Source organism: Alkalitalea saponilacus (assembly GCF_900168165.1).
In the GTDB taxonomy this organism is placed as follows: domain Bacteria; phylum Bacteroidota; class Bacteroidia; order Bacteroidales; family Marinilabiliaceae; genus Natronoflexus; species Natronoflexus saponilacus.
The window spans coordinates 49,861-62,811 of sequence record NZ_FUYV01000003.1 but is presented as its reverse complement, the minus strand read 5'-3'; the positions used below and the strand labels follow the sequence as shown (position 1 = coordinate 62,811).

General features: G+C 40.4%; 8 protein-coding genes. 1 reads left to right on the top strand and 7 read right to left on the bottom strand.

Annotation, left to right across the window (positions count from 1 at the left end):
- Nucleotides 1-3: 3 nt before the first annotated feature.
- Both B5X70_RS03720 and B5X70_RS03715 read right to left on the bottom strand, forming a co-directional pair.
- A complete protein-coding gene (locus tag B5X70_RS03720; RefSeq protein ID WP_079556538.1) occupies nt 4-1,773 on the bottom strand; it encodes a pectate lyase family protein in 1,770 nt (589 codons plus the stop codon).
- 336 nt (nt 1,774-2,109) lie between these two features.
- Nucleotides 2,110-2,427 carry a DUF3467 domain-containing protein gene (locus B5X70_RS03715; protein WP_079556537.1) on the bottom strand — a complete coding sequence of 106 codons (318 nt, stop codon included), beginning with the start codon at nt 2,425-2,427 and terminating at the stop codon, nt 2,110-2,112.
- A gap of 156 nt (nt 2,428-2,583) precedes the next feature.
- On the opposite strand from B5X70_RS03715, the gene B5X70_RS03710 reads away from it, so the two are divergent.
- Entirely contained in the window at nt 2,584-2,970 is a 387-nt protein-coding gene (locus tag B5X70_RS03710; RefSeq protein ID WP_079556536.1) for a DUF302 domain-containing protein, read from the top strand.
- A 54-nt stretch (nt 2,971-3,024) separates the two neighbouring features.
- On the opposite strand, the gene rpoC is transcribed toward B5X70_RS03710, so the two are convergent.
- The 5 genes from rpoC to rplA all read right to left on the bottom strand — a co-directional run bounded on the left by rpoC (nt 3,025) and on the right by rplA (nt 12,943).
- Nucleotides 3,025-7,302: a DNA-directed RNA polymerase subunit beta' gene (rpoC, locus tag B5X70_RS03705; protein WP_079556535.1), complete on the bottom strand. Its 4,278-nt coding sequence runs from the start codon at nt 7,300-7,302 to the stop codon at nt 3,025-3,027.
- A 76-nt stretch (nt 7,303-7,378) separates the two neighbouring features.
- Nucleotides 7,379-11,188: a DNA-directed RNA polymerase subunit beta gene (rpoB, locus tag B5X70_RS03700; protein WP_079556534.1), complete on the bottom strand. Its 3,810-nt coding sequence runs from the start codon at nt 11,186-11,188 to the stop codon at nt 7,379-7,381.
- A gap of 101 nt (nt 11,189-11,289) precedes the next feature.
- The gene (rplL, locus tag B5X70_RS03695) at nt 11,290-11,667 is read right to left on the bottom strand and encodes a 50S ribosomal protein L7/L12 (RefSeq protein ID WP_079556533.1); all 378 of its coding nucleotides are present in this window, start codon (nt 11,665-11,667) and stop codon (nt 11,290-11,292) included.
- Nucleotides 11,668-11,703: 36 nt separating this feature from the next.
- Nucleotides 11,704-12,222: a 50S ribosomal protein L10 gene (gene rplJ, locus B5X70_RS03690; protein WP_079556532.1), complete on the bottom strand. Its 519-nt coding sequence runs from the start codon at nt 12,220-12,222 to the stop codon at nt 11,704-11,706.
- 25 nt (nt 12,223-12,247) lie between these two features.
- Complete coding sequence (gene rplA / locus B5X70_RS03685) at nt 12,248-12,943, bottom strand: 50S ribosomal protein L1 (RefSeq protein WP_079556531.1); 696 nt, start codon at nt 12,941-12,943, stop codon at nt 12,248-12,250.
- Nucleotides 12,944-12,951: the final 8 nt, after the last annotated feature.

Here is a 12,951-nt window from a genome sequence, read left to right as displayed (position 1 = left end):
ACCTTATAGAACAAACTTTGCATGTTGAATCAATGTTGAAGAACGCATTCTGACGACATACAATCCACGTTGATATTTACCTCTAATGATATCATAGCTATAACTACCGGAGTTTTTCCAGCCAGCATGAAGCAAATCCACCACTCTGCCTTTTGAATCAAATATTTCCACAATGAAATCTCCCGGAGTATGAACATTTATTTCAACTTTCACACCTGAACCTGTCTGGAGGATATGCAAACAATTAATTGATTCAAGGGGTGAAGTTAAAGAAGATGAAACCTCTCCATCCACTATTACAAAATACATCAAAGTGCTTGTAGTCCCATCATTTGAGTTTATGCCTAAATCCACTTCAACACCTGCACTCACATTCTTTTTAAATACCGTCAAAATTCTGGTAACAGTGGCCGATTCTTTTACAGCTACTTCCAGCCCGGTATTTTCATAGCCTGATAACCATTCCGGCTTTTCCGTCACTCTGTTGGGATGCACGACATAAACAACTCCGTCGCTTAACAATGAGATGGCAGCATATTTATCAAGCGTGTTATTAGTTCTTGAGTTCATGGCTGTACTCACCCACTCCTTCCCCTCCAACTCTTCAGGAACAGATAGTATTGTAAAGTCTCTATCGCCATAAACAGTTTTACCAAAAGTAAAATTGTTTTGTACACTCCAATTCTCTGCATTAGAGAATTCGAACAACATCAACTGATCAATAAGATCACCAGAGCCCCGATATATTCCATCGCCTAAATCCTGATTCATTCGACCTGCTCCAGCATTTAACATGACATAACTTTTGACATCGGCAGCCGGGATGGTTTCAAAATGATATTTATCAACCGGAACCCAAGATGTTCCTGTTGTTTGTTCTGTAAATGATCCGCTGTTGACAAATACACTACCTACATCAATGATGTATGCAGGCCGAGAACTGTTATCAAATCGGTCAGTTGGTCTATCCACATTTTCAAAATAATTCAGTTGAGACACAATTTTAGCATCTACGCCAAAGCCAATGGCATATCCCGTCCAGGTGGTAAATCCCATCTGACGTCCATATTGCCCCATATCAGAATAATAGTTATTAAAAACATGAACTTTGCCAAACCTTACACGTGGGTGTCGTTGAGTAGTTCCTTTAAACCAATTACGGTACAATGTGACTGAATGAGGATTTTCTACTGAAAAAGTCTCTCCATCGCTGCCACCAATCAACATGGTTTTATTGTGAGCTTCGAACACACAATAAGAGACGGTAACATATCTGGAGCCATTAACAATATCGATAGCACCATCACCATGCCTGCGAATGGTACAATGATGAACCCAAACATGGTGCGACCGCCTGATTCTGATCCCATCATAATCATTGTCCTTCCCATCCCAATCATCGGTTACAGTATCAGCAATTATAAGATTCTTAATAATTACATTTGAAGTACTCTCTACAGCTAAAACGCCTCCATTAATTTCGGCATCAACTCCCAGTCCAATGATGGTTTTATTTGCTCCAACCCGGATATCCTTGCCCATAGGACTGATGTTAATTCTTCCTGAAATCTGAATAATATAACTTCCTGATTTGTTTGCATAGAATTCAAGATCAGATTGATTTGACACAGTCACGACAGTTCCTCCAGCACCACCAGTGGTTCCGTTAACTCCTTCTGCGTTAACCGATGCCCATCCCCAAGGATGGTCGTTGGAGTAGATTAGGTCGCTAAAAATCCAAAATGACAACAATAGTAGTAAAACCTTTATCATGCTGATTATTTGTTTTAATCCTGAAGTTTATCTGACAGTAAGAATAAACACTAAGTCAGGAATTGGCTTCAGAACTCGTTTATATTTCAAACGAAAGATATCTATCGTTCAGTTAATTACAGCAACAACTCAAACGCATTATTTAATGCATTTTAGAAAAGGTTTCATAGCAATATCCTGACTTTTGAAGTAAATCAGGACGTTAAAATGGAGGTTAATAGGGAAAATACAGTCATAATTGGTAATGACTTGACCCACAAACCAATACTCAAGAACAGATCAATTTATGTGCATTCAAATATTGGTATACGTGAAGTAATAAGAAAAGTTCTATCATTATGCCTGACCAACAGGCCCGCCAAATCCCATGGGATTAACACCTCCCTGTGGTTCAATATTCTTTATTGGGCCATGCTGCTGCTCAAATCTATTGATGTTATCTTTCAAAGCATGTAACAAACGCTTAGCGTGTTCTGGAGTGAGAACAATTCTGGACTTTACCTGGGCTTTAGGGACCCCGGGCATTACACGTACAAAATCCAAAACGAATTCAGAAGGTGAATGACTGATAATGGCTAAATTGGAATAGATTCCTTGTCCAATTTCCTCATTCAACTCAATTTTCAATTGTGGTTTCTTTTTTGTATCTTCCATTATAATATTTTTTCAGGCGTTTACCGGTATTTATGTTGCATTATCTGGTATAAATATATTCATTTTTTCATAGTTCACAGCTATTTCCGTTCTGTTTATGAAATGCCCCCCCTTTTAATAGGCTTAGTAATTCTCTAATCAAAAATCCATTAACCCATGGGCTACTATTTTAGCAGAATATTTGCCACTTCATTTGATCATGCAAAAGAAAGGATCAGAAGCTCTTTAAAAGATGAAGGATTTGAGTTCCTTTTTGAGATCAAATTTCATGAAGTGCTAAAAAAGAAATTGGATATTACTTTTAAAAAGTACATTGTATTTGGAGCGTGTAACGCCAAATACACATTTGAAGCTCTCAAAGCTGATAACAAAATAGGCACCATACTGCCATGTAATGTCATCGTTCAGCAATTGGATGAAGGCACCATTGAAGTCGCCATCATCAATGCCAATGCGGCGATGCTACCCATCAAAAACAAACAAGTACAACAAATAGCTGAAGAGGTAACAGAAAAATTAAAATCAGCACTGGATAATGCATAAAAACAAAGGCTGCCTTTAGCGGGCAGCCTTTGTTATATATCAAAGTTTATCGTTTTACTGATATACCTTCTCAGAATCCTTTTTGCCTCCAACAAGCTTGTCGTACTCTTCTTTTGATCCTACAACAAGTTTATCGTACTCACGCAAACCGGTTCCGGCTGGTATGAGGTGTCCGCAAATAACATTCTCTTTAAGACCTTCCAAACGATCGATCTTTCCTTGGATTGCGGCCTCATTAAGAACTTTTGTTGTTTCCTGGAACGAAGCTGCCGACATAAAACTCTTGGTTTGCAGTGCTGCTCTGGTAATTCCTTGCAACACCTGACTTGAGGTCGCTGCAACAGCTTCACGAGCCTGAACCAATTTTAAATCCCTTCTCTTCAATTGAGAGTTTTCGTCTCTCAATCGTCTGGCAGTTATGATTTGTCCCGGACGCAATGATTGTGAATCCCCTCTGTCTTCCACAACCATTTTTCCAAAGATCTCATCATTCTCTTCCATGAATTCAATCTTATCCACAATTTGCTTTTCAAGGAACTTCGTATCACCTGGATCGTCAATATCAACTTTACGCATCATCTGGCGTACGATGATCTCAAAATGCTTATCGTTAATCTTCACTCCCTGCAGGCGATAAACATCCTGAACTTCATTTACGATATACTCCTGAACGGCTGTGGGTCCTTTAATTGCAAGAATGTCAGCCGGGGTAATTGCTCCATCTGATAGCGGAGTACCTGCACGCACATAATCATTCTCCTGTACAAGGATTTGCTTCGAAAGCGGTACCAGATACTTTTTAACTTCTCCACTTTTAGAGGTTACAATGATCTCACGGTTACCTCTTTTGATTTTCCCAAAAGTAACTTCTCCGTCAATTTCGGCAACAACCGATGGGTTTGATGGGTTTCTGGCCTCGAACAACTCTGTGATTCGGGGCAAACCTCCGGTGATATCACCGGAACGTCCCATAGCCCTTGGAATTTTGGAAAGAATCTGTCCCTGACTTACCGACTCTCCTTCGTCAACCGATACGTGAGCGCCTACTGGTAAATTATAAACCCTCAGCACCTCTCCTTTTCCATCAACAATTCGAACACTTGGGTTTTTGGTCTTATCCCTGGTTTCAATAATAACTTTTTCACGGAAACCGGTTTGTTCATCCGACTCTTCCTTATAAGTTACTCCCTCTATCAGGTTCTCAAATGATATGGTACCAGATTTCTCTGTAATAATTAATGCATTCCATGGATCCCACTCACATACCAAATCACCTTTAGCTATGGTAGCACCGTTTTTGATGTGAAGCTTTGCTCCATATGGAATAGGCTGCGTTGTTAATGCAATGCCTGTGTTTTTATCCACAATTCTCATTTCAGCCAAACGACCAATTACAACATCAACTTCGACACCATCTTCCGTGGTAAATGGAACTGTTCGCAATTCATCTATTTCAGCAACACCATCGTAACGTGCTAACATACTGCTCTCAGATGTAATGTTGGAAGCAGTACCCCCAACGTGGAATGTACGAAGTGTTAACTGAGTACCTGGCTCACCAATGGATTGTGCTGCTATAACACCCACAGCTTCTCCATTATGAACCAAACGTCCATTTGCCAGGTTACGCCCGTAACATTTGGAACATACTCCTTTTTTTGATTCACAAGTCAATACTGAACGTATTTCAACACGCTCAATAGGAGATGAGTCAATTAATTTAGCCTCTGACTCGGTAATTTCTTCACCAGATTTTACAATAATTTCTCCTGTTGAAGGATTATACACATCATGCACAGAAACGCGTCCCAAAATACGTTCGTAAAGCGAAGCTACGATCTCTTCATTGTTCTTAAGGGCAGTTGCAGTTAATCCTCGTAAAGTACCACAGTCTTCCTCTGTAATGATGACATCTTGAGACACATCAACCAGACGACGAGTAAGGTAACCGGCATCAGCTGTTTTAAGAGCAGTATCGGCCAAACCTTTACGAGCACCGTGAGTTGAAATAAAGTACTCAAGAACCGAAAGGCCCTCTTTAAAGTTTGATAAAATCGGGTTTTCAATAATCTGACCTCCTTCTGCTCCACTCTTCTGAGGTTTCGCCATCAATCCCCTCATACCTGATAACTGACGAATCTGCTCTTTTGATCCCCTCGCTCCAGAGTCAAGCATCATATAAACTGAGTTGAATCCTTGCTGGTCGGAACTAAGCTGTTCCATCAGAATATGCGTTAAACGCGCATTGATGTGCGTCCAGATATCAATAATGGCGTTATAGCGCTCATTATTGGTAATGAAACCCATATTATAGTTATTCAAAACCTCTTCTACCTCCTGATATCCTGACTCTACCAAAGTAGCTTTCTCTTCAGGAATAATAACATCTTCAAGGTTAAAGGAGAGACCACCTTCAAAGGCCATTTTATAACCAAGGTTCTTGATGTTATCAAGAAAATCCGCTGTTACTGGCGTGCCACAACGCTTATGTACAACACCAATAATATCACGTAAAGCCTTCTTGGTTAAAAGTTCATTGATAAATCCAACCTCTTCAGGAACAACCTCATTAAAGAGTATCCGGCCAATGGTTGTTTCAACAAACATCAACTCAAGTTCACCTTTATCGTTCAGGTCAACGGTTTTAACCTTTACTTTGGCATGAAGTTCTACTTTCTTCTCGTTATATGCAATTTTTGCCTCTTCGGGAGAGTAGAACACGAGGTTCTCACCTCTTGCTCCAGGTCGCATTTTGGTCATGTAATAAAGACCAAGAACCATATCCTGTGAAGGCACTGTAATAGGAGCACCGTTTGCAGGGTTCAGAATATTCTGTGAGCCAAGCATTAACATTTGAGCCTCAAGAATTGCAGCATTACCCAATGGTAGGTGAACAGCCATCTGGTCACCGTCGAAGTCGGCGTTGAAAGCCGCACATGCCAATGGATGTAACTGGATTGCCTTACCCTCTATTAATTTAGGCTGAAATGATTGAATACCTAAACGGTGAAGAGTCGGAGCACGGTTCAGCAAAACGGGATGTCCTTTCAATACATTCTCAAGAATATCCCAAACCACAGGATCTTTACGATCTACAATTTTCTTAGCTGATTTAACCGTTTTAACGATGCCTCTTTCAATCAATTTACGAATGATAAATGGCTTATACAGTTCAGCAGCCATGTCTTTTGGCAGACCGCATTCGTGCATTCTCAATTCTGGTCCGATAACAATGACCGAACGTGCTGAGTAATCCACCCTTTTACCGAGAAGGTTTTGACGGAAACGTCCCTGCTTTCCTTTCAAACTGTCGGAAAGAGATTTTAACGGACGGTTGGCATCAGTTTTAACCGCGTTTGACTTACGTGAGTTGTCAAACAGAGAATCAACTGATTCCTGCAACATCCTCTTCTCATTACGAAGAATTACCTCTGGAGCTTTGATTTCAATCAATCGCTTAAGACGATTGTTACGTATAATCACGCGACGATAAAGGTCGTTCAAGTCAGATGTGGCAAAACGACCACCATCCAACGGCACCAACGGACGCAACTCAGGCGGAGTAACAGGTACAACCTTTACAACCATCCACTCAGGACGATTTACGCCTTTTGACTCCCTGAAAGACTCTACAACCTGAAGCCTCTTAAGTGCCTCATTCTTCCTCTGTTGTGAAGTTTCAGTATTGGCCTTATGACGTAAGTCATAAGAAAGATCATCCAAATCAAGGCGCGAAAGAATCATGTGTAATGCTTCTGCACCCATCTTTGCAATAAACTTATTTGGATCTTCATCATCCAATTGCTGATTTCCTTTTGGAAGTGAATCCAAAATATCGAGATACTCTTCTTCAGTAAGGAAATCCATGTATTTTACACCATCTGCCTCCTTCACTCCTGCGTTGATAACAACATAGCGCTCGTAGTAGATGATTGAATCAAGCTTTTTTGTTGGCAACCCTAAAAGGTAACCAATTTTATTGGGTAATGAACGGAAATACCAAATATGAGCAACGGGAACCACAAGGGAAATATGCCCCATTCGTTCACGTCTAACTTTCTTTTCGGTTACTTCCACACCACATCGGTCACAAACAATACCTCTGTAACGAATGCGCTTGTATTTTCCACAGTGACACTCATAATCCTTTACCGGTCCGAATATTCTTTCGCAGAATAATCCGTCCCTTTCGGGCTTATAAGTTCTATAGTTGATGGTCTCCGGTTTAAGTACTTCGCCGCTTGAGCGTTCGAGTATCTCTTCGGGAGATGCCAAACCTATTGAGATTTGGGTAAAATTACTCTTGACTTTCTGTTCTCTCCTGAATGCCATATATAGTAGAGTATTAAGTAATTAAAATTAATAGCCGAATTGGTTAGCCGTTACCGGCTAACCATCCGGTGATATACTACTCAAGATTTACGCTCAATCCTAAACCACGCATTTCATGCAGAAGTACGTTGAGCGATTCAGGAATACCAGGTGTTGGTAATGGATCACCCTTAACAATGCACTCGTATGCCTTAGCACGTCCCAGTACATCATCCGATTTAACTGTAAGAATCTCCTGAAGAATATTGGCTGCACCAAATGCTTCAAGCGCCCAAACTTCCATCTCTCCAAAACGCTGACCTCCAAACTGAGCTTTACCACCCAGTGGTTGTTGCGTAATCAGCGAATAAGGTCCAATTGAACGGGCGTGCATCTTATCCTCAATCATGTGACCAAGTTTAAGCATATATATAACACCTACAGTTGCAGGTTGGTGAAAACGCTCACCAGTGCCTCCATCGTACAAATAGGTTTTACCGAATTTTGGAACTCCGGCTTTGGTTGTATAATGCTCAAGATCTTCCTCTGATGCTCCATCAAAAATTGGAGTGGCAAATTTAATTCCCAATACATCTCCAGCCCAACCCAAAACAGTTTCATATATCTGTCCAAGGTTCATCCTTGATGGCACACCAAGTGGGTTAAGAACGATATCTACAGGCGAACCATCTGCAAGGAAAGGCATATCTTCCTGACGTACAATACGAGAAACAATACCTTTATTTCCATGTCGACCTGCCATTTTATCACCTACAGTAATTTTTCGCTTTTTAGCAATATATACTTTCGCTAACTGTACAATTCCTGCGGGCAGTTCATCACCTATTGTAACATTGTATTTCTTACGTTTCTCTGCTGCTTCAGACTCCTTGTATTTCAAACGATAGTTGTGAATTACACGTTGAACCAGTTCATTTTTATCCTTGTCGGTTGTCCACTTATTAGGATTTACGTTCAGATAATCGAGATCCTGAAGTACTTTCTGAGTAAACTTAGTACCTTTGGCAATAACATCAACTCCCAGATAATCTTTAACTCCCTGGCTTGTTTTTCCGTTTATCAGCGAGAAAAGCTTGTCAACCAATCGATTTGTAAGATCTGCTACAGATCTGTTAAACTCCTCGTCAATTTTGGCCAATAAAGGTTTATCTGAAGTTCTGGACTTCTTATCCTTCATTACCCTTGAGAAAAGTTTCTTATTCACAACAATCCCTGACAGTGAAGGAGTCGCTTTTAGAGAAGCATCTTTTACATCTCCTGCTTTTTCGCCAAAGATCGCACGTAAAAGTTTCTCTTCGGGAGTTGGATCACTTTCACCTTTCGGAGTGATTTTTCCAATAAGGATATCTCCAGGTTTAACATGAGCTCCAATGCGGATCAGACCATTCTCATCAAGATCTCTGGTAGCTTCCTCACTTACGTTCGGAATATCAGAAGTTAGTTCCTCCAAACCACGTTTGGTATCCCTTACCTCAAGAGAGTATTCATCTATATGTACCGAAGTAAACACATCATCTTTTACAAGACGCTCATTCAATACAATTGCATCCTCAAAATTATATCCCTTCCAAGGCATAAATGCAACACGCAAATTCCGACCTAGTGCCAATTCACCTTTTTCGGTAGCATAACCTTCGGTAAGAATTTGTCCCTTAGTAACCCTCTGCCCTTTTTCAACCATTGGCTTTAGGTTTACGCTGGTATTCTGGTTGGTTTTGAGGAATTTGGTCAGTTTATATCTTTTGGTCTCAGTTTCAAAGCTTACAAATCGCTCATCTTCTGTCAGGTCATAACGGATGATGATTTCATCAGCATCTACATACTCTACAACTCCCTGTCCCTCAGAAACAATCTGGGTTCTTGAGTCACGAGTTAGAACACTCTCCAATCCTGTTCCCACAACAGGCGATTCAGGACGTAAAAGAGGCACTGCCTGACGCATCATGTTAGACCCCATCAAAGCACGGTTTGCATCATCGTGTTCAAGGAATGGAATCAAAGACGCTGCAACTGAAGCAATTTGGTTCGGTGCCACATCCATCAGACCAACTTCCTCAGGCTCAACAACAGGGAAGTCACCTTCCAGACGTGCTTTTACCCTTGGATTGACAAAAAATCCCTCCTCATTGAGCGGTGCATTAGCCTGAGCAATGGTTCGTGCTTCCTCTTCTTCTGCACTCAGGTAAACCACCCCTTCATTAGTTAAATCCACCTTCTTTTCAGTAACCTTACGGTAAGGGGTTTCAATAAATCCAAGATCATTAATCTTGGCAAACACACAAAGAGAAGAGATCAAACCAATGTTTGGTCCTTCTGGTGTTTCAATCGGACACAGTCTGCCGTAATGGGTGTAGTGAACGTCACGCACTTCAAAACCGGCACGCTCACGTGATAAACCGCCTGGTCCCAACGCCGACATTCTGCGCTTATGGGTGATTTCTGCCAATGGATTGGTTTGATCCATAAACTGCGACAGCGCATTGGTTCCAAAGAAACTGTTAATAACAGACGATAACGTTTTGCTGTTAATCAGATCAATTGGGGTGAAAACCTCATTGTCACGTACATTCATTCTCTCGCGAATGGTTCTGGCCATCCGTGCCAACCCGACTCCAAACTGATTGGCAAGCTGTTCTCCTACAGTACGAACACGACGGTTGCTCAAGTGGTCAATATCATCCACATCAGTTTTTGAATTTACCAATTCAATCAAATAACCGATAATGGCAATAATATCATCCCTAGTTAATACTTTGGTATCAAGATCAGTTTCAAGATTAAGTTTTTTATTAATCCTGTAACGACCTACATCACCAAGGTCATATCTTTTATCTGAGAAAAACAATTTGTCTATAACATCTCTTGCAGTAGCTTCATCAGGCGGCTCAGCATTTCTAAGCTGACGGTAAATATGAACAACTGCCTCTTTCTCAGAGTTACATGGGTCTTTTTGTAAAGTATTGTAGATGATTGCAAAATCACTTGCATTGGTCATTTCCTTATGCAACAAAATTGTTTTTGCACCCGAATCTACAATTTCATCGATGTGGTCATTTTCAAGAATCGTCTCTCTGTCAATGATCACCTCGTTACGTTCTATGGATACAACTTCTCCGGTATCTTCATCCACAAAGTCTTCTATCCATGATTTCAGCACACGTGCAGCTAACCTTCGGCCCACAACCTTTTTAAGTGTTGCTTTTGAAACTTTAATCTCGTCGGCCAGGTTGAAGATTTCAAGTATATCCTTGTCACTCTCGTAACCAATTGCACGCAGCAAAGTAGTAACCGGAAGTTTCTTTTTCCGGTCAATATACGCAAACATGACATTGTTGATGTCTGTTGCAAATTCAATCCATGATCCTTTTAGAGGAATAATTCGTGCCGAATACAATTTTGTTCCGTTGGCATGAATGCTTTGCCCGAAAAAGACACCAGGTGAACGATGCAGCTGTGATACCACAACCCGCTCTGCACCATTTATAATGAAACTGCCTTTATCAGTCATGTATGGCACTGTACCCAGGTAAACATCCTGAACCACGGTATCAAAATCCTCATGTTCTGGATCGGTGCAATATAATTTTAGTTTAGCCTTTAGCGGAACACTATATGACAATCCTCTCTCGATACATTCCTGGATGGAGTATCGGGGTGGATCAATGCTGTAATCGAGAAACTCGAGTACAAAATTATTACGGGTATCAGTAATAGGGAAATTCTCCCAAAACACCTTGTTTAACCCTTCCATTTTCCTTTCTTCCGGCGTAGATGCCAACTGGAAAAATTCACGGAAAGATTTTAATTGAACCTCAAGAAAATCAGGGTATGGCAACTGATTCTTGATGGTTGCGAAGTTAATTCTTTCGGCAGTATTTGGAGTCATTTATCAACTAATTAATTGAACTTAAAACATATAAGCATAAAAAGGTTTAGGATCCCAAATCAATGAGTTCCTAAACCGTTCCCTAAATCGGGAGTATCTGATTACTTAAGTTCAACTTCTGCTCCAGCTTCTTCTAATTGAGATTTTAGTGCTTCAGCTTCTTCTTTAGTAATTTTCTCTTTGATCGGAGCTGGTGCCTTGTCAACTAATTCCTTAGCTTCTTTAAGACCTACACCAGTCATTTCTTTAACCAGTTTAACGATGGCTAATTTTGAGCCACCTGCAGACTTAAGAATTACGTCAAATTCAGTTTGAGCAACAGCTTCTTCGCCACCAGCGGCAGCAGCAGGACCAGCAACTGCAACAGCAGCAGCAGCAGGTTCAATACCATATTCTTCTTTTAATACGTCAGCCAGTTCAGTAACTTCTTTTACAGTTAAATTAACTAATTCTTCTGCAAGCTTTTTAATATCTGCCATTTTTGTAAGTGTTAATAAATTTCTGTTAGTAATTTTCTATTTTCTCTCTTCTAGTGTCTTGAGGATTCCTGAAATAGTTGATCCACCAGATTGAAGTGCAGAAACAACATTTTTCATTGGTGATTGTAACAGGCCAATAACATCGCCCAACAACTCCTCTTTAGACTTAATATTGGATAATGCATCCAATTGATTCTCTCCAATGTAAACTGATTCTTCTACAAAAGCACCTTTAAAAATTGGAATGGTTGCTTTTTTGCGGAATTCTTTAATCAATTTAGCAGGTAAATTTCCTGTATTGGAGAAAAGTACAGCCGATGTGCCTTTTAAAGCCTCATCAAGGCCTTCTATATTTTTCTCACTCTGCTCGATGGCTTTTTGAAAAAGTGTATTTTTCACAACCATCATTTTAACTTCTTTGTTAAAACAGAGACGACGAAGATCACTTGTAGAACCTGCATTTAGTCCTTGAGTATCTGCAATATAAAAATGGCTATACTCACCGATGATGTTTACAAGTTCGTTAATTATCGTAGCTTTTTCTGTCTTTTTCATGTTTCCAGATTTCTAAAATTAAAAATTAAACCTCCAAAGATTTGGTTTCAATCCGAATTCCGGGACTCATGGTACTTGACAGATAAATGCTCTTGATATAAGTACCTTTAGCTGAAGAAGGCTTCAACTTTTGAACCATTCCTACAAACTCCTTAACGTTTTCTACTAGTTTTTCAGGAGTAAAAGAGACTTTACCGACTGTGGTATGAATAATTCCATAACGATCTACTTTGAAATCAATCTTACCAGCTTTCACCTCGGCAACAGCTTTTCCAATATCCATGGTAACGGTACCGCTTTTAGGGTTTGGCATTAAGCCACGAGGTCCAAGGATACGTCCAAGAGCCCCAACTTTACCCATAACGCTAGGCATTGTGATGATAACATCCACATCGGTCCAACCACCTTTGATTTTCTCAATATAGTCATCAAGCCCAACAAAATCAGCACCAGCATTTTTTGCTTCATCTTCCTTATCCGGCGTACAAAGCACCAATACCTTGGTCTCCTTTCCGGTTCCGTTAGGAAGCGTAACAACACCACGAACCATCTGATTAGCTTTCCGGGGATCAACGCCTAAACGGATGTCGATATCCACAGATGCATCAAACTTAGTAAAGGTGATGTCTTTAACAAGATTGGCTGCCTCCTGAATGGTATACGACTTGTCGGAATCGATCTTTTCTAAAGCTAACTTCTTATTCTTTGTTAGTTTTGTCATTTTTGCAA